This is a genomic window from Pseudomonas sp. LBUM1653, assembly GCF_059716115.1.
In genome coordinates this window covers 4,087,216-4,103,728 of sequence record NZ_CP166803.1, presented here as the reverse complement: position 1 = coordinate 4,103,728, position 16,513 = coordinate 4,087,216, and the positions used below count along the sequence as shown (strand labels likewise).

Sequence of the window (16,513 nt, the reverse complement as noted above, 5' to 3'; positions counted from 1 at the left end):
GGGGCGGACATCAAAGACTCAGGCTCAGGCGCAACGCCAGGGCTGAAAGGGTGATCAACAGAACCGGAAGGGTCAGCACGATGCCGACCTTGAAGTAGTAGCCCCAGGTGATACGCATGCCCTTGCGCTCAAGCACGTGCAGCCAGAGGAGGGTGGCGAGACTGCCGATGGGGGTGATCTTCGGGCCGAGGTCGCAGCCGATGATGTTGGCGTAGATCATCGCCTCGCGAACCAGACCGTCCGCGCCGCTGGCCTGAATCGACAAGGCGCCGATCAGCACGCTGGGCATGTTGTTCATCACCGACGACAGCAGCGCGGACAGCAGGCCGGTGCCGATGGCGGCGCCCCACAGACCCTGTTCGGCCAGGCGGTCGAGCACGTGGGTGAGTGAATCCGTCAGCCCCGCGTTCTTCAGGCCATACACCACCAGGTACATGCCCAGCGAGAAAACCACGACCTGCCAGGGGGCTTCCCGCAATACACGCCGGGTAGAGATCTTGTGCCCCTTCGCCGCCACCGCAAAAAGAATCGCCGCACAGGCCGCCGCGACAGCGCTGATGGGAATGCCCAGCGGCTCCAGGACAAACAGGCCGACCAGCAAGACAAGCAAAGTCCACCAGCCCACGACAAAGGTGGCGCGGTCGTGAATCGCTGTTTCAGGTTCCTGCAGTTCCTCGACGTCATAGCGTTGCGGCAAGTCCCGACGGAAGTACAAAAAGAGCACCAGCAAAGTGGCGGCGACGCTGACCAGATTCACCGGCACCATCACCGAAGCGTACTCGGCGAAGCCCAACCCGAAGTAGTCGGCGGACACGATGTTCACGAGGTTGGACACCACCAACGGCAGGCTGGCGGTGTCGGCGATGAACCCGGCAGCCATCACGAAGGCCAGGGTCGCGGCGGGCGAGAAGCGCAGCGCCAACAGCATGGACATGACAATGGGCGTCAGGATCAGCGCCGCGCCATCATTGGCAAACAGCGCAGAGACCGCCGCGCCCAACAGTATGCAAAACGCGAACAACCGGTAGCCACTGCCCTTCGCCCAGCGCGCCACATGCAGCGCCGCCCATTTGAAGAAGCCGGCTTCATCCAGCAGCAGACTGATAATGATGACGGCGATGAACGTGGCGGTCGCGTTCCAGACGATGGCCCACACCGTGGGAATATCCTGCAGCGACACCGCGCCCACCGCCAACGCGATAAGCGCACCGGCAGTAGCGCTCCAGCCGACGCCGAGCCCCTTGGGTTGCCAGATGACCAGAACGAGGGTGAAGACAAAAACAGCAAAGGCGATCAGCATTCAAAGCTCACTCGATCAGGAATTCTGCAACAGGCAGCATCGCGGACAGGGCGCCCGTCCATGTTCTGCAAGCGCGAAGCGTTGCTCCCGAGCCAATCGGAATTGGCCTGCAACGTCACCTGCAGGATCTCGTGCACCCAGGCGGGCAGGTCCGGATTGAGACGGTAATAAACCCACTGTCCCTGACGGCGATCGAGCAGAAGTCCACTGCTGCGCAGCTGCGCCAGATGGCGGCTGATCTTCGGCTGGCTGTCGTCCAGAGCGCACATCAGCTCGCAGACACACAGCTCACCCTGGTTGGCGATCAGCAAGGTGGCGCGGGCACGGGTCTCGTCAGCCAGGCTTTTGAATACCTCTGGAGGCGTGATCATTCGGCAGGCCTATTACATATGGATAATCAAATATACGGATATCCATATGTAGTAAGCAAGCAAAGAATCGAACCTTTGCTACTGATCATTTGCCAAAAGGTAGGCCTGGCATGAAAGGGCAGGGCTGTATCGAGGAACCCGCTATGCACAACTACACCGTGGAATACCTGTTCAACGGCGAACCGCGCACCCACATCTTCGAACTCAAGCAACCTCGGTTGCCCATCCATGAGGCGGCAATGCACCTGCTGCAACTGCATGTCGGGGATGGCGAGAACAGCCTGATCATGCCCAACGCGGACGCGACGCCAGAGGAGGTTCTGAAGCAGGCTGAACTGGTAGGGCTGACGCAGATCAAGGTTATCGATCAACCCGATTGATGGCAGTTGCAGCGAGCAGCAACCCTTTTTGCCGTCCGGGTTTTATTCAGTGCCAGCCTTTACTTGCTCGCTAATAAGTTGGGCGAGTATCCGCACCGGTTCGGTAAAGCTCTGTCGAGACCTATGTACGAGCCCGATATCGCGGTGGAAGGTGTGCTGTCCAAGATCGAGCGCTCGTACACCCGCGGGCCATTCCTGATGGGTTGCTGTCTGCGGCACTAAAGCAACGCCGACACCATTTTCAACCAGCTTGATGATGGCCTCCAGTTCATCCAGCTCGCAAACCTCACGCAAGGTGAAATGCATCTGCCGAAGGAAGCGATCCACCTGCCTGCCGCCGAATGATGATCGGTCATAGCGAATGAACGGTTGGCTGGAAAGTAGTTCTGACCAGTCTTCTCCCGGCAGTTCACGCGGCACAATCAAGCGGTAGGGCTCAAGCGCCAAGGTCGTCCAGCGCAGATCGCTTTGCAGTGAGAAGGGCGGGCGAATGATTGCGGCCATGTCGATTTCGCCGGCATCCACGAGGTTCACCAGCTCCATCGATAGCCCCGGGATTACACGGGTACGGCACTGCGGGCATTGTTGGTGAAACCTGGCTAATGCGTCCGGTAGAAAGGATCGCTGCACGGAAGCGATAGCCCCGATGTTCACCAGGACGCTTGCAGGAAGTCCGACAGTGGTGGAGCCCAGATTGTCGTAAAGGCGAAGCAGCTCCTGCGCTTGCAGGAGTATTTGGTGGCCCATCCTGTTGAGGTGGGCCGAGCGTCCCTTCCTGTCGAATATCTCGAAGCCGAGCTCGGCTTCCAGACGCTGGATCTGGGCACTCACCGCTGCCTGGGTGAGGCCGATTTTATTCCCGGCAGCGGCAAACGTACCTTCCCGTGCAACGGCGATGAGTGTCTTGAGTTCTTTGATCATTCACAAATATTAATTGTGTTTCTAAGAAAATTATATTGATTTTTTTGCTTGGTAGACCGCCCTACGATATGCCTGTCCCCCGGCAACTGCCTGAATCAATAAGCCGATGCCGGTGGGACGGCGGAACTTGAAGCGTCGCGAAAAACCAACGGCCAGCACTCATACGCCGTTCTTCACCAACAAAAAAACTATATTGGAGTTCTGATGAACCTTTCGCCTTTCCACCTCGCAATCCCCGTCTACAACCTTGCTGGCGCTCGCACATTTTACGGCGAAGTGTTCGGCCTGGAAGAAGGTCGTTCCAGTCACCAGTGGGTCGACTTCAACTTTTATGGCCACCAACTGGTTATTCACGAACACCCAAAGACCGCCTCCCAGGAAAGCGTCCATAGCAACCCGGTAGACGGCCACGACGTACCTGTTCCGCACTTCGGCATCATCCTGGGCTGGGAAGAATGGGAAGCGCTGGCCGAGCGCTTGAAGTCTTTTGGCACGGAGTTTGTGATCGAACCCTACATTCGTTTCAAAGGGCAGGTCGGCGAGCAAGCCACCATGTTTTTGTTTGACCCTTGTGGAAATGCCCTTGAATTCAAGGCGTTCAAGGATATGAGCCAGCTCTTCGCAAAGTAAGAACAGTGTTGGCACAACCGCGTTGTGCCATTTGAACTCAAGTGAGCTGGAAGCTCATGACTCTAGCAACTGCCAGTTAATGCAGTCCTTTCATTCCAACAAGAAGGCTAGACATGAAACGTATTCCCTTGGTGTGGCAAATCATTGCCGGGCTGCTGCTTGGCGTGCTCGTCGGTTGGTATTTCAATACGCATCCGCAGTATCAATCGTGGGTTAGCGCGGAAGTCCTCAAACCGCTCGGCGATATCTTCATCAAGATGATGAAGATGGTGGTTGTGCCGATCGTGTTCTGTTGCATGATCCTGGGCATCGCAGGAGGCGGTGATAACAAGTCATTTGGTCGTATGGGCATAAAATCGCTGGGATATTTCTTTGCGATCACCGGCCTGGCGATTGTGATGGGGCTGTGTTTCGCAAATATCTTCGAGCCTGGCACGGGCACCGATATTTCGGGCATTACCCATAGCTCTGCGTCCATCACGATGGAACCTTCGAAGGGCGCTCTCGTCATTGTGCAGAACATTGTCCCGGACAATGTCTTCGTTGCGATGTCGGAAGCGAAGCTGCTGTCGGTGCTTTTCTTCGCGGTGTTGTTCGGCATGGCCTTGAACTCACTACCTAGAGAGAAAAGCGCGCCAGTGGTCGCGGTGGTTCAGGGTATTTCCGATGCGATGTTCAAGGTTGTCTCAATCGTCATGGCCTACGCACCGATAGGTGTATTCGGCATGATCGGCGCTACCGTTGCGACCTTTGGCTTTGCCTCTCTATTGCCGTTGCTCAAGCTGATTGGTGTGGTGTACCTGGCACTGATTGTCTTTGCGTTGGTGGTACTCGGCGGCATTTGCTATTTGATCGGCGAGAACATCTTCAAGCTGATCAAGTATTTCCGAAATGAGCTCATTCTCGCGTTCTCGAGTGCCGCGTCGGCAGCGGTGATGCCGCAGCTGATGAGCAAGCTGGAGAGCTATGGCGTTGCGCGCCGCATCGTCAGTTTTGTGGTGCCGGTGGGGTATGCGTTCAACCTGGATGGCGCGTCGATTTTCCTTGGCGTGGCGACGATTTTTGTCGCACAACTCTATGGTATCGACCTGTCGCTTTCTCAGCAGATTCTGCTGGTGGTCACGATGGTGCTGACCTCCAAGGGTGCTGCCGGAGTACCTGGCTTTGCCATCATCATCTTGTCTGCGACATTGGCGTCTGCTGGTCTTCCATTGGAAGGGGTGGCATTGATCGCGGGCATCTTCAGGATTATCGATAGCGGTACCACCACATTGAACGTGCTGGGCAATGCCATCGCACCCTTGGTAATCGCCAAGTGGGAGAGGGCGGCCCTTGAGCCTTCACGAGTCATTCAGGTGGGGCAAAAAGCATAGCAATCCTCGTTGTGTTGAGCAGGGCATGGCCGATGGTTCCATTTCGCAGACCCAGGACGCGGGGACATTGGCCGAAGCGCTGTATCAGCTATGGCTTGGCGCCTCGCTGTTGGTAAAGGTCAAGAAGACCAAGGCTCCCTTTGAAACCGCACTGATCACAAGTAAATGCCTGCTGGCCTAGGGGCGTTTTTTTTAACCGGCTTGATAGACGACCGGTCTAATATTTGAGGTATTCAACGTGATTGATAACAGTCATAACACCGACCTTTTTTCGCCCGCGCAGATGGGCGCCTTGCAACTGGCCAATCGTATCGTCATGGCTCCGGTGACTCGCAGCCGGATGGCCGAAGATGGGGTGCCGAATGAATTGCACGCCACCTATTACGCCCAGCGTGCCGGCGCAGGCTTGATCATCGCCGAGGCCACGAACATTTCCGCCCAAGGGCGCGGTTATGCGATGACGCCGGGGATCTGGTCGGAAGAACAGGTGGCAGGCTGGAAAAAAGTCACTGACGCTGTGCACGCGGCAGGCGGAAAAATCGTCAGCCAGCTATGGCACGTGGGCCGCTTTTCCAGCGTCGAGTTACAGCCAAACGGCGAGGCGCCGGTGGCTCCCTCGGCAATCAAGGCCGAAGGTACCACCTACACCAACAATGGCATGGTCGAAGTGTCCATGCCTCGGGCGCTTGAGACTTCAGAGATCCCGGGGATCATCGAGCAGTACAGGCATGCGGCAGAAAATGCCAAGCGAGCCAGTTTTGATGGTGTGGAAGTCCATTCTGCCAACAGCTATCTGCTCGACCAGTTCCTGCGGGATTCCACCAACCAGCGCACTGACCAGTACGGCGGCTCGATCGAGAACCGGGCGCGGCTGACGCTTGAAGTCACCGAAGCCGTGGTAGCGATCTGGGGCAGTGACCGGGTCGGTATTCGTCTTTCGCCGGTGACGCCTGATGCCGGTAACACGCCTCCCGACAGCAACGTCATGGCGACCTACGGCTACCTGATTCAACAGCTCAACAGGTTCAACTTGGCCTATCTGCACTTCGTCGAAGGCGCAACCGCCACTTCTCGCACCGTTCCTGAAGGCGTGGATCTGGACGCGCTGAGTGCGCAGTTCGATGGGCCGTTCATTGGTAACAACAACTATGACCTGGATATGGCGCTGGAACGCCGGGCGCAAGGCCGGATTGACGCGGTAGCGTTTGGTCGCTTGTTCATTGCCAATCCAGACCTTGTAGAGCGCCTGCGTCGTGGTGTCGAACTGACCATCGCGCCACGTGAGAGTTACTACGGCGGAGGCGCCAAGGGCTACACCGATTGGCCAACGGCCAACGGCAACCGGAAACACGCAACCAGGAGTACATCATGAGCAACCCAACTTACGTCCAGGAATACAACGCTATCGTCGACGTGCTTAGCCAGTACAACGAAGGTGGCGCCAAGGCTGACAGTACTTTGATGAAGCCCGCGTTCAACGAGCAGGCCACCATGTTCGGAGTCGACGGCGACAAGCTCGTCGGCGGTGCGATCCAGAATCTGTACGACGTCATCGACAACGCTTTCCGCCCATCCCCAGAAGCCAGAGCCGCGATCGTGCGCATCGACATCGTGGGCACTGCCGCCAGCGCCCGGGTCGATACCGACAACGTTTCGGGATTTCGCTTCACCGACTTCTTCAACCTGCTGAAGGTGGAAGGCAAGTGGACGATCGTCAGCAAGATTTACCACACCCACCCGAGCGCGTGATTCCTCGATCCTGTATCGTTTTTAGAGGATACAGCCTCTAGCGATAACGCTCTTGCCGTCCACGACGATTGAGCGCGTACAGGCATCCACCCAGCAACAATGATGCGCATACCGCTACCAGCAAGGAAGGCTTGTTCTCTGTATTGCGCCAGCCACCCTCGATATGCCGTTGCCCGGCGGGCGGCTCGAAGAGGTTGCCGGACGACGTCGCCGACTCTGGACTGAATTCCAGACCCAGCCGCGTCAACCACCCGGATAGACGGGGGAAACCAGGCGTCAGGAAATGCGCGATGCGCGCCAGTGTGGCAGCGCTTCCCACGGTAGTGCTGGGCCTTGGTCGTATCGCACAGGCGACCATTGCCTGGGCAACGAGATGCGGGTCATAGAGCGGTGGCGGCGGCTTGAGCGCATGGCCGGTGAAATTACCGGCATCGCGAAATCCAGGGGTATCCATGACGGCTGGATAGATGTCGCACACATGAATGTCCGGGTATTCATTCAGTTCACCGCGCAGTGCCTCGCTGAAACCGCGTAATCCATATTTGCTGGCCGAATACGCCACGGCATAGGGCTGCGCGACCCAGCTCCCCAGCGAAAGGGTATTGATCAAGGTTCCGCGTCTTTGCTTTTTGAAGTAGGGCCACGCGACATAGGCACCTCGCAGGTAACCAAGCAGATCCGTTTGCAGTACTTGCTCGTGGGCCTCGAGAGGCGTGTCCTCAAAGCTGCCCACTGCGCCGACACCTGCGTTGTTGATCCAGATGTCGATGCGACCATTGCCAAAGGCGGCAGCCTGATCTGCCAGAGCTCGCATCTGTTCGCTGTTGGTCACATCCGTGCGAACTGCCAGGGCGGTGGCGCCCCGTGCGGCACATTCTTCGACGACTTCATTGAGGGCGGCTTCGTCACGCGCCCCCAATACCAGGCGGGCGCCTTGGCTGGCGAACGCATGCGCAGCCGCTCGGCCAATGCCGCTGGATGCGCCGGTGATCACCACCAGTTTGTTGTGGAGCAATTTTGCCGTGTGACTGCGGGACGTATCGGGCCGCGCTCTGACCGCGGGTGAGGGTGAATCCAGCGGGGCGTTAAAGCGGACTTTGTTGAGTTTAAGGCGTGCGCCATCAGCCAGAATCAACGTCAGGTCTTCGATGCTGCCAGCGAGCCGATCTGGAAATACCGGTTCGCCCGTGGGATCAAGTTCGTCATAAAAAAAATGCTGACCTTCCAGCCACCCGACCGCGGTCATTAGTTCGGGCCCCAGGTAATACTTTCCGTCGAGAAAGAACCCGGGAAAATGTCGTGTGCGTTCGAGGCTCTCGACGGTGTAACGCTCGCCTGGCTTCATACCGGTTAGTGAATCGATCATCAGGACATCCTCGGGTTTGCTGGTGTTGCGATAGAGGACGGGCTGATATCAATGTTCCATCGAGATGACAGAAAGCTCGGCGGCATAATGGGGAAACTGAAGTGCGCTCGGTTCATCCACCGCTGACTTTCCAATGTTTGACATCATCGGCAAACATCATTTGCTTCATCTCATGAGCAATGCCATAGGCCAGGGACTCGTGCGCAGCGATGACTTTTTCTTCCGCTGAAAGGCAATGAAAAATGTCGAGTTTGGTCTCTGCGTCAGCCGTTTCGATTGTGAAAATCTGCACGTAACGCGCAAGGTCGTTGTCGAGGCTCGACAGGTATTCACGCAGGCGCTGATGGTCGACCGATTTTTGGCTGAAGTACCAGTTCATCGGGTGAATCAGGAAGCGCGAGTGGGGCGAAGTGATACGTCGGCCTGCCGCCAAAAACATAATGATGCCCATTGATTCGATGTTGCCCGCGTTGATTGCGCAGAGCGGTACCGGCAGTGATTTCAGGAAGGTGTAGAGGGTGAAGCCAAAGTTCGTGCTGCCCCCGCTCGTAGACAGATTGAGGAGCAGGGAGGTAGCGCCTTGATCGATGGCTTCGAGGCAACAGTCCCGAAAGCGCTCAGTGGTTCCCTGATCGATCTGGCAGTGAAAATGCACGATGTGTTCAGTCATCGATGACACCTGGGTGTGATGCATGGAGGACTTCCACGCGTTATCAAGTCTAGTAAACATCGAGCATTTGATCTGCAAACCGTCGCGAATTGCCCCTCCATCAGGCATTCGCCGTCCATCGAATACGCGCATTTTCAATGGAACCAAATGCCCGAACCCACTCGTCGCGAGCCCGATATTTTCGTTCAAACTTTCTCTTTTGTGCGTCCTCCGAATTAAACGAGCCCAAGCTCGTGCCAACGATGTAGAGGTGAAAGAAAATGGCCAATACAGGAAATAAAAATCCCGGCAATACAACCAATGATCGGGACAAGGCTACTGAAGCCGGTAAAAAAGGAGGTCAGGCTTCCGGCGGACAACAATCGCGTGATAGCGATCGCATGTCCGGAGGCGGGCAGGGCACCAATCGTGGAGGCGAATTTGCCGACGATAAGGAAAACATGTCCAAACCAGGCCAAAAAGGCGGCCAGGCTTCAGGTGGACAACAACCCAACAAAGCTGATCAATCGTCCACCGGTGGGCAGGGAAGCGGACGCGGTAGCAATCTTGCCGATGACCGCGATAAATCGACTGATACGGGACGCAAGGACGATGGGATGAGCGGAGGTGGAGGTCGCAAATCCTGATGCCGTCTGACCCATCAAGCCTCGAATCTTTCGGGGCTTGATGTTGCTATGCATTCCTAACAGGAATGCAATACATAAAATTAATGAATTTTTATTATTGCTGGGGATGACGTAGCTTGATTTCAGGACATGGAGAACCGCCTTGAAATCATCCTCTTCGAACGCTGCTGAAAAATTTGATACCTCACGAGCCACAGAATACGCGCGACAGTCCCGTATAGCGCTGGCAGGATATGATGCCTGCCAGGACTTGGCCGCGTGCATGCTGGCGGCAAGCCTGGACAACACAGGTTCGGCAAAAATACTAGTGGTTGGCGCTGGCGGTACGGCGCAGGAAATCATTGCCATGGCCAGGCTTGAGCCGAGATGGCGCTTCACGGCGGTTGATCCCTCCGAGCCGATGCTGGAGGCTGCGAAGCAGCAGCTGGAGGCCAACAACTTGCTTGAAAGAACGACCCTGCATCTTGGGCATGTGGATGACCTGGCAGCAGACGCGTCTTACGATGCAGCCACCTTGATCGGCGTACTCCATCATCTGGAAGGGGATGAGGCCAAGCGACAGATTCTACGATCCATTCGACCTCATCTGAAGCCCGGTGCGCCACTGATTGTCGCGGGCAATCAATTCGCTTATGCCAGCCAGCCGTTACTGCTCGCTGCCTGGGGGCAACGGTGGCGCCAGCATGGAGCCAGCCCGGATGAAGTGAAGGTTAAGCTGGGGAAAATCCTTCAAGGCGCTGACCCTCCACATTCCGAGGCGGCGGTGCAAAAACTGTTGCATGACAGCGGATTTGGCGACACTACCCGTTTCTTCAGCAGTCTGTTCTGGGGTGCCTGGTTGACGTGTAAAGCGGGCTGAACATGGCGCATCAAATAATACATTTTTTAATGCTATCCAAACCATCCACTCAGCAACCCTGCGCCCAACGCTATCAACGCCGTATTGAGACACACCAGCGCAAAGCCAAACCTTACCAGTTCGCCTTCTTCCCTGGCCTGGGTTTTAGCGAGCCCCAGAATCAGCATGACGATCGACAGGGAGCCCAGTGCGGCATGTCCCGCCGAGCTGTTCTGGACCGCTGCGAGCAATAGGCGAGATGGCTCGGGCAGCATCGCGATGGCCGGCATGAAGATCGCGTTGCCGCCCACGTTCGACCCGGTCATGTAGCCTGAAAGCGCGCCAAGCATGGCGACCATTGACGTCGCGGCGGTGGGGGACAGGCCTTCCAGCAATTGCATCAAGCCCGCCAGGAAGCCGGCCTTCACCATCATCTGCGACATCGCGAGAAAGAAGAAAATGGTCAACAATGGCCGCTTCACCCGCGCCGCCAATGCAGCAGGCAGGTTGACGTCAGGCCCCGTATGGCGTTGTGAACTGCGCGCGTGGAACGTTAGCCCGATCAGCACCAGAATCAGTGCCAGGCCGGGTGAGGCGAGTGGCTTCCAGGTGACCTGGGCGCCCTGTATGGCCCAGCTACCCTGCCAGGAAGTGATCGTCCACAGCATTTTCAACGCGACGATGTAGACAATCAGCAACAGATACGGCCATGCCTGACGCGGCCATTGCACTGAACTGCGCTCGTTATCGCTGCGGCGCAGGCGCCACAGCCCGCAAGAGAGTACGGCAACTGCCGTCACCAGGCCCGCGGCAACGCCGGCCACTTCCGGCCCCAACCAGCGGCTGGCACTGTAGAGCACACCCACAAACAGCAGCCAGAAAGCGCCCAGCGCCCCCCATTCCCGCGACTCGCGAACGCCTGCCAGATACAGCGCCAGTGCACTGAGGCCGAAAAACACCGGTGCGCTGGTCAGTGCCGAGGTCGATGCCAGCGCGGGGGCGTCCAAGTGAGCCAGGGAGGCGCCTATGACCGATGCCAGGCCCAGCGTTCCCCACGGCATGATTGCCATGCCGGTCAGTGCTATTCGCAGCGCGACCCGACGCTCGAAGAGGCTGAGCAGCAGCGGCACCGTGGCGATCAATGACACGCCGAAGCCGGTCATCGCTTCCAGCAACGGCGCCAGCCCGAGGACGATGAACACGACCTGATCGCCGCGTCCCAGACCCAGTGAACGCACCCATTGGCTCAGCGCCAGGTTGACGCCCAGGCGCTCGATAAAAATCACGAAGGCCAGACCCGGCACGATCACGAACGCAGTACTTGCAAACAGCACGGCCGTATCCTGAGCGGCGGCCAGCATGCTGTCCGGGCGCCAAGCATCGCCGGCGCCGGCGAGCCACAGCACTACGACAAGCAGGGTGCCTGCAATAGCGGCGTGAACGGGTGGCCGGCGCAGCCCGACGAGCATGGCCGTAACCAACAGGACAGGGGAAAGATGAAACAGTGCGAGCATGCCAATACTATCCTGTGTGAGTTTCCAACCAGGCTGCAAATGCAGACGGCGAGCAAGATAATATTTCTCATGGCTAGATAAAGGGATGCTGTTTTCTGGTAGTTTTCGAGAAAATTTCTCACGAGCCGACCATGACAAAACACGACGTTACATCTGAATCGCTGGACAAATTCGACCGTGCCATTCTCGATCTCATCCAGCGCGACAACACCACACCGCTGCGCTTGATGGCCGAGCAGGTCAATCTCTCCACGGCCGCCGTTCAGCGCCGCATTAAGCGAATGGAAGAGAGGGGCGTCATCACGGGCAATGTAGCCATCGTCGACCCCACCGCGGTAGGACGGCCGATCACCATCATTGTGGAAGTGATGGCCGAGCGCACCAGCATCGAAGCTCTGGAGGCGATGAAGGCACACTTCGCGGTGCCCGAAGTCCAGCAGTGCTACTACGTCACAGGCGAAGTGGATTTCGTCCTGGTGTTGACCGTTGCCAGCATGCAGGAATACCAGGCCTTGGCGCGGCGCCTGTTTGCCGAAAATGCCAACGTGACCTGGTTCAAGACCATCGTGGCGCTGGATCGGGTAAAGGTAGGGCTGGATGTACCGAGCGTGCCTGGGTAACTGCAGGCTCAAGAGTGTGTTGGGTATCGAGCTTCCTGGAACACAGCCAAGACTACCCCGCGACAGCGACAGTGTCGTGAGATCAATCGCAAGGACGCGTTACTTGATCTGCACAATGACCGGACCTTCCGTTACGATCGGCGGGTCCGCGTGGATATTCGATGCATTTTTCTGAATCCACTCACGTGCAACTTTCAAGCTCGCATCGCTGCCGGCCTTGTCCGTGCAAACAGTCACCGACGTACCACCATCACCCGTATTGAGCAGTGTATAGCTCACGAGGCCAGGCACAGTCCGCAGGGCAGCTTCGACGTCGGTTTTGCGCTCTTCCAAACGCTCGAAAAGCTGCTTTGCTCCAGTACCCAAGTAGGTTCTTATAACCGCATACATAGTCGTCTCCTTTGGGAGTGCGAAGGTTCCAATTCTCCCCGATTTATTAAGCTTAGCCACAGATCGGCGGCAAGCGAGATGCAACGACCGCCGGCCACGTCTAGCCTGTTGTGGTTTCCACAATCCCGTTCACCTGCGATTGTTCGCGCAGGCAGTACGGGATGGGGCGAGCCAAATTGAACCGTCCAAGGCAGGCAGTTAATCCTCTTGGCTGAAGAAGTCATCATCATTTCAATACAAAAGGGCCCTTCGAGGGCCCTTTGTTTTATGCGGGTACGCGACCGGATAACGATTTGTCCCAGTCGCTTTTCTTTAGATGAGTCGCCGCTTGCTCAAGTGAACAGCACTACAACAGCGATATCGGGTAGCTGATAAAGAGCCGGTTTTCATCAAATTCATTGGTGCTGAAGTTCCTGCGGATACTTGAGTTTCGCCATTTGACGCTCAGGTTTTTCAAGGCTCCGGATTGCACCACATAGGCCAGCTCCGACTCGCGCCCCCATTCCTTGCCGTCGGTAACGGCTCCCGTGTGCACGTTATCGCCACTGATATAGCGATTCATCATCGTGAGTCCCGGGATCCCGACCGCTACGAAATTGAAGTCATGGCGAATTTGCCAGGAGCGCTCCTGCGCGTTATCGAAACTGGAGTTGTAGCTATCGTTCGCCAATGTGCCCCCACTGGCACCATTGACCCGCATCCACGCGGTATCGCCGGTCAGCTTTTGCAGGCCAACATAGAATGTGTTGCCGCCCAATTTTGCCGAGAACAGGCCGAACGCGGTTTTGTTGTCCATGTCGCCGGCGAGACTGGCACCGTTTTCCTTGCCGGTGAAAAAGCCCATGTTGGCGCCCAGGGTTCCGTCGCCCACCGGTTGGCTGTGACTCAGGCTGAAGTACTGCTGTTGATAGATGTCTTTTAGTTCGTCATACCAAAGACCGACGGTGGTGCGCTTGTCGTTGAAGCTGTATTCACCACCGCCGAAATTGAACCGGTCGGAGGTGAAGGCGGCTTTGCCGTTCATGGACATGTCCTCCATGCTGGCATCGTTGCGCGGACTGTTTTGCCTGATCTGCCCGCCATACAACGTCAGATCCGTTGATCTCTTGAGAGGTGATCTGCGCGCCACGGAAAGTCTGCGGCAACGAGCGGCCGTCATCCGAGCGCAAGATCGGCAATGTGCTGACCCACTCGCCAACCTTGACCACTGTTTTCGAGACCTTGGCCTTGGTGGCAACCCCAATCCGTCCGAAGTTGTCAGCGGGGCGCCCATCATCGTGGATTGGCAACAATTGCGTACCGCCGGTGCCTTTGCCGCCGTCGAGCTTCTGCGAATAAAGCCCCAGTACATCAACGCCGAATCCTACCGGCCCTGAGGTGTAGCCGGAGCGGGCATCGAGGATAAAGTTTTGCGTCCATTCCTCCGCTTTGTTCTGCGGTGCGGCACTGTTCGGGTAGGCGGGATTGACGAAGTTGCGATTGATGTAGGCGGCGCGAAGATTGAGCGTGGCAGTCGAGCCTTCGATAAAACCGCTGTTTTCATCGGCATGAGCGACAGTCGCCGAGCCGGCACTGAGTGCCAGGATCAGGCCGATCAATGAGTAATGTGCGGGCACGTTGCGGCGAAAACAGGTGTGGCGCATGGTGATTGTCTCGTGATGAATTATTATTTTTTTTCAGGTATTTTTTAAGGCGGCGGCTGAATTTCAGGCGCAGGCGGCCCTGGCAACAATCTGCCGAAGGACCGCCGGGTAAGCGTCTGGTGAAGAGGTGTTAGTTGTTGGCTACCTGACGACGCAGCAGGTCATCGATGGCCCGGAGTGCGAGAGGATAGCCGTCGGCACCCATGCCGCAGATCACCGCATTGACCACGCCTGACATGATCGAGTGGCGATGCAGTTCGTCCCGTGCATGGATGTTCGAGAGGTGCAACTCAATCAGCGGTGCGTCGAGCAACTTCAGCGCATCCAGTACCGGAATCGAGTGGAACGAAAGGCCGGCCGGGTTGATGATCACAGCTGCGCCTTGCTCGAAGGCCTCTTGAATCCAGTCGACCATCACGCCTTCGTGGTTGGTCTGGCGAAAGTCGCATATCAGGTCAAGTTCCACGGCCAACCTTTCACTGCGTTGCCGGATTTGTTCGAGCGTGGTGTGACCGTAAATGTGCGGCTCACGACGACCCAGCAGGTTCAAGTTAGGGCCGTTGAGAATGAAGACGGTGCGGTTCATGGTCGTCCTGCTGCGTTATTTGGAAAGAATGGCTGTAGAGCGAGTGTCGACCGCATCGTCTTTGGCGACAGCGTTAAGGTCGATGCCGCGGGTTTCCGGGCCGATGACGATCATGGCCAGCGAAATCAGGTTGATCACGGCACATAGCGTCACCAGAGGCCATGGCGAGTTGTTCGACTGGCTCATCAGATAGACGGCGATCATTGGCATAGGGCCGCCGATCACCAGGTTGGCGCCGGTGTAGGCCAGTGCGGAACCCGAATAACGAACCTGGGTCGGGAACGCTTCGGCGAAGGCCACCGGCTGGATGCCGCTCTGAAACTGGGTGAAGCCCAGGAACAACCCCATGATTGCCATGATGGCGGGGACGTTCAGCGTGTTGAGGATCGGGAAGTAGACGAACAGGATCAGCAAGGTCATGCACGAACCAAAAGCCAGCGCCTTTTTACGGCCCCAACGATCGGACAGATAACCACCGGCCAGCGCACCGAAAATCGCGCACATGTTAGCCACCATCAGCGACATGAAGCCCGTTGACTGGCTAAAGCCCAGGTGCTTGGTCAGGTAGCTGAGGGAGAAAATCACGATCAAATAGAACAGCGCAGCGGGCGCGCAGAAGAACAACATGAGGCGCAGGATGGTTTTGTAGTGGCTGCCGACAGCGGATTTGAGCGGGCTCTTTTCCTGTTTCACCGGGGTCTTTTTCAAGGCAACGAAGGCTGGGGTTTCATCGACTTTCAGGCGGATGAAGATCGCAACCACCACCAGTACGAAACTCATGAGGAAGGGTATCCGCCAGCCAAAGCTTTCGAATTGCTCGCTTGAAAGCGAAGCTGCCAGGCCCATCAACACGCCGTTGGCCAATATCTGACTGAGCGGTGAGCACAAACCGAGCATGCCGGAATAACGTCCGCGGCGATCGGGGGAGGCGTGTTCCAGCGCCATCAGTTGCGCGCCGGTGGACTCACCGCCCAGCGCGAAGCCTTGAATGATCCGCAGCAACACCAGAAGGATCGGCGCCCAGATGCCAACCTGACCGTAGGTGGGCAACAAGCCCATCAATACCGAAGCCAGACCCATCATGGTCACGGTGGCCAGCATCAGGTTGCGGCGGCCGAGTTTGTCACCGAGGTAGCCACACGTAATGGCGCCCAGTGGCCGCGCTGCCAGGCCAACGCCGAACGTTGCGAGTGAAGCGAGAAGGCCGGCGGTCGGCTCCATGGCCGGGAAAAACAGCTTGGGCAGAATGGTCGCCGACACCGCGCCATACAGCGTGAAGTCAAACCATTCCAGAGCGGTGCCAATGGTCGCGGCGGTCACCGCTTTGCGTGGCATGAGCAAATCATGAGTCTCTTGACTGGTTGTGCTCATAAAGGTGCTCGTCTTTGTTTTTATGGTTATGGGGTACCCACACGATCCCGCTCGGGCTGACGTGCTGGCAGGAAACGTCGAAGTGTGTAGACGTTAGCCCATCCTGCTTGCAAAATAATTATCAAAATCAAGACAAATAGATAAGCTGGCCTTATGGGTAGGAAT

The 16,513-nt window shown here is 57.1% G+C and carries 18 protein-coding genes and 1 pseudogene; 9 read left to right on the top strand and 10 right to left on the bottom strand.

Annotation, left to right across the window (positions count from 1 at the left end):
- Positions 1 to 10: 10 nt before the first annotated feature.
- Both ACA054_RS18250 and ACA054_RS18245 read right to left on the bottom strand, forming a co-directional pair.
- On the bottom strand, positions 11 to 1,300 hold the full coding sequence (locus tag ACA054_RS18250) for an arsenic transporter (protein ID WP_497685497.1): 1,290 nt from the start codon (positions 1,298 to 1,300) through the stop codon (positions 11 to 13).
- Positions 1,294 to 1,671: a metalloregulator ArsR/SmtB family transcription factor gene (locus ACA054_RS18245; RefSeq protein WP_497685496.1), complete on the bottom strand. Its 378-nt coding sequence runs from the start codon at positions 1,669 to 1,671 to the stop codon at positions 1,294 to 1,296. The genes ACA054_RS18250 and ACA054_RS18245 overlap by 7 nt, the downstream gene beginning before the upstream one ends.
- A gap of 143 nt (positions 1,672 to 1,814) precedes the next feature.
- On the opposite strand from ACA054_RS18245, the gene ACA054_RS18240 reads away from it, so the two are divergent.
- Positions 1,815 to 2,051, top strand: coding sequence for a hypothetical protein (locus tag ACA054_RS18240; protein ID WP_497685495.1), 237 nt, complete (start codon positions 1,815 to 1,817; stop codon positions 2,049 to 2,051).
- Between the two features lie 42 nt (positions 2,052 to 2,093).
- Here the strand turns inward: ACA054_RS18240 and ACA054_RS18235 are convergent, their stop codons facing one another.
- A complete protein-coding gene (locus ACA054_RS18235) occupies positions 2,094 to 2,972 on the bottom strand; it encodes a LysR family transcriptional regulator (protein WP_497685494.1) in 879 nt (292 codons plus the stop codon).
- Between the two features lie 204 nt (positions 2,973 to 3,176).
- Between ACA054_RS18235 and ACA054_RS18230 the strand changes: the two genes are divergently transcribed.
- From ACA054_RS18230 to ACA054_RS18210, 5 genes are all read left to right on the top strand, one after another.
- Positions 3,177 to 3,602, top strand: a complete 426-nt coding sequence (locus tag ACA054_RS18230) for a VOC family protein (RefSeq protein ID WP_497685493.1) — start codon at positions 3,177 to 3,179, stop codon at positions 3,600 to 3,602.
- Positions 3,603 to 3,715: 113 nt separating this feature from the next.
- Positions 3,716 to 4,975 carry a cation:dicarboxylate symporter family transporter gene (locus ACA054_RS18225; protein WP_497685492.1) on the top strand — a complete coding sequence of 420 codons (1,260 nt, stop codon included), beginning with the start codon at positions 3,716 to 3,718 and terminating at the stop codon, positions 4,973 to 4,975.
- Positions 4,976 to 5,000: 25 nt separating this feature from the next.
- Positions 5,001 to 5,156 (top strand): hypothetical protein, encoded by a 156-nt coding sequence (locus ACA054_RS18220; RefSeq protein WP_497685491.1) that lies wholly within the window; start codon positions 5,001 to 5,003, stop codon positions 5,154 to 5,156.
- A 57-nt stretch (positions 5,157 to 5,213) separates the two neighbouring features.
- A complete protein-coding gene (locus ACA054_RS18215) occupies positions 5,214 to 6,347 on the top strand; it encodes an alkene reductase (RefSeq protein WP_497685490.1) in 1,134 nt (377 codons plus the stop codon).
- Positions 6,344 to 6,724 carry a nuclear transport factor 2 family protein gene (locus ACA054_RS18210; protein WP_497685489.1) on the top strand — a complete coding sequence of 127 codons (381 nt, stop codon included), beginning with the start codon at positions 6,344 to 6,346 and terminating at the stop codon, positions 6,722 to 6,724. Before ACA054_RS18215 ends, ACA054_RS18210 begins: the two co-directional genes overlap by 4 nt.
- 37 nt (positions 6,725 to 6,761) lie before the next feature.
- Here the strand turns inward: ACA054_RS18210 and ACA054_RS18205 are convergent, their stop codons facing one another.
- Together ACA054_RS18205 and ACA054_RS18200 are read right to left on the bottom strand one after the other, a co-directional pair.
- The gene (locus tag ACA054_RS18205; RefSeq protein WP_497685488.1) at positions 6,762 to 8,090 is read right to left on the bottom strand and encodes an SDR family oxidoreductase; all 1,329 of its coding nucleotides are present in this window, start codon (positions 8,088 to 8,090) and stop codon (positions 6,762 to 6,764) included.
- A 112-nt stretch (positions 8,091 to 8,202) separates the two neighbouring features.
- On the bottom strand, positions 8,203 to 8,760 hold the full coding sequence (locus tag ACA054_RS18200; RefSeq protein ID WP_339552187.1) for an ATP-dependent Clp protease proteolytic subunit: 558 nt from the start codon (positions 8,758 to 8,760) through the stop codon (positions 8,203 to 8,205).
- Between the two features lie 260 nt (positions 8,761 to 9,020).
- On the opposite strand from ACA054_RS18200, the gene ACA054_RS18195 reads away from it, so the two are divergent.
- Together ACA054_RS18195 and ACA054_RS18190 are read left to right on the top strand one after the other, a co-directional pair.
- On the top strand, positions 9,021 to 9,386 hold the full coding sequence (locus ACA054_RS18195; protein ID WP_497685487.1) for a KGG domain-containing protein: 366 nt from the start codon (positions 9,021 to 9,023) through the stop codon (positions 9,384 to 9,386).
- Positions 9,387 to 9,528: 142 nt separating this feature from the next.
- The gene (locus tag ACA054_RS18190; RefSeq protein ID WP_497685486.1) at positions 9,529 to 10,245 is read left to right on the top strand and encodes a class I SAM-dependent methyltransferase; all 717 of its coding nucleotides are present in this window, start codon (positions 9,529 to 9,531) and stop codon (positions 10,243 to 10,245) included.
- A gap of 32 nt (positions 10,246 to 10,277) precedes the next feature.
- Here ACA054_RS18190 and ACA054_RS18185 read toward each other — a convergent pair whose 3' ends face one another.
- A complete protein-coding gene (locus tag ACA054_RS18185; RefSeq protein ID WP_497685485.1) occupies positions 10,278 to 11,738 on the bottom strand; it encodes an L-lactate permease in 1,461 nt (486 codons plus the stop codon).
- Positions 11,739 to 11,869: 131 nt separating this feature from the next.
- On the opposite strand from ACA054_RS18185, the gene ACA054_RS18180 reads away from it, so the two are divergent.
- A complete protein-coding gene (locus tag ACA054_RS18180; RefSeq protein WP_497685484.1) occupies positions 11,870 to 12,358 on the top strand; it encodes an Lrp/AsnC family transcriptional regulator in 489 nt (162 codons plus the stop codon).
- A 99-nt stretch (positions 12,359 to 12,457) separates the two neighbouring features.
- On the opposite strand, the gene ACA054_RS18175 is transcribed toward ACA054_RS18180, so the two are convergent.
- The 4 genes and pseudogenes from ACA054_RS18175 to ACA054_RS18160 form a co-directional block, all read right to left on the bottom strand.
- Positions 12,458 to 12,748 (bottom strand): hypothetical protein, encoded by a 291-nt coding sequence (locus ACA054_RS18175; protein WP_497685483.1) that lies wholly within the window; start codon positions 12,746 to 12,748, stop codon positions 12,458 to 12,460.
- Positions 12,749 to 13,094: 346 nt separating this feature from the next.
- Positions 13,095 to 14,391: pseudogene (locus ACA054_RS18170) on the bottom strand (OprD family porin).
- Positions 14,392 to 14,521: 130 nt separating this feature from the next.
- Positions 14,522 to 14,977 carry a type II 3-dehydroquinate dehydratase gene (locus ACA054_RS18165; RefSeq protein WP_497685482.1) on the bottom strand — a complete coding sequence of 152 codons (456 nt, stop codon included), beginning with the start codon at positions 14,975 to 14,977 and terminating at the stop codon, positions 14,522 to 14,524.
- A gap of 15 nt (positions 14,978 to 14,992) precedes the next feature.
- Entirely contained in the window at positions 14,993 to 16,348 is a 1,356-nt protein-coding gene (locus tag ACA054_RS18160) for an MFS transporter (protein WP_497685481.1), read from the bottom strand.
- Between the last annotated feature and the right edge of the window lie 165 nt (positions 16,349 to 16,513).

Bases quoted from the DNA above. Each gene is read 5' to 3' on its own strand.
- ACA054_RS18250 (WP_497685497.1), bottom strand. From the start codon at position 1,300: ATGCTGATCGCCTTTGCTGTTTTTGTCTTCACCCTCGTTCTGGTCATC.
- ACA054_RS18245 (WP_497685496.1), bottom strand. From the start codon at position 1,671: ATGATCACGCCTCCAGAGGTATTCAAAAGCCTGGCTGACGAGACCCGT.
- ACA054_RS18240 (WP_497685495.1), top strand. From the start codon at position 1,815: ATGCACAACTACACCGTGGAATACCTGTTCAACGGCGAACCGCGCACC.
- ACA054_RS18235 (WP_497685494.1), bottom strand. From the start codon at position 2,972: ATGATCAAAGAACTCAAGACACTCATCGCCGTTGCACGGGAAGGTACG.
- ACA054_RS18230 (WP_497685493.1), top strand. From the start codon at position 3,177: ATGAACCTTTCGCCTTTCCACCTCGCAATCCCCGTCTACAACCTTGCT.
- ACA054_RS18225 (WP_497685492.1), top strand. From the start codon at position 3,716: ATGAAACGTATTCCCTTGGTGTGGCAAATCATTGCCGGGCTGCTGCTT.
- ACA054_RS18220 (WP_497685491.1), top strand. From the start codon at position 5,001: ATGGCCGATGGTTCCATTTCGCAGACCCAGGACGCGGGGACATTGGCC.
- ACA054_RS18210 (WP_497685489.1), top strand. From the start codon at position 6,344: ATGAGCAACCCAACTTACGTCCAGGAATACAACGCTATCGTCGACGTG.
- ACA054_RS18205 (WP_497685488.1), bottom strand. From the start codon at position 8,090: ATGATCGATTCACTAACCGGTATGAAGCCAGGCGAGCGTTACACCGTC.
- ACA054_RS18200 (WP_339552187.1), bottom strand. From the start codon at position 8,760: ATGACTGAACACATCGTGCATTTTCACTGCCAGATCGATCAGGGAACC.
- ACA054_RS18195 (WP_497685487.1), top strand. From the start codon at position 9,021: ATGGCCAATACAGGAAATAAAAATCCCGGCAATACAACCAATGATCGG.
- ACA054_RS18185 (WP_497685485.1), bottom strand. From the start codon at position 11,738: ATGCTCGCACTGTTTCATCTTTCCCCTGTCCTGTTGGTTACGGCCATG.
- ACA054_RS18180 (WP_497685484.1), top strand. From the start codon at position 11,870: ATGACAAAACACGACGTTACATCTGAATCGCTGGACAAATTCGACCGT.
- ACA054_RS18175 (WP_497685483.1), bottom strand. From the start codon at position 12,748: ATGTATGCGGTTATAAGAACCTACTTGGGTACTGGAGCAAAGCAGCTT.
- ACA054_RS18165 (WP_497685482.1), bottom strand. From the start codon at position 14,977: ATGAACCGCACCGTCTTCATTCTCAACGGCCCTAACTTGAACCTGCTG.
- ACA054_RS18160 (WP_497685481.1), bottom strand. From the start codon at position 16,348: ATGAGCACAACCAGTCAAGAGACTCATGATTTGCTCATGCCACGCAAA.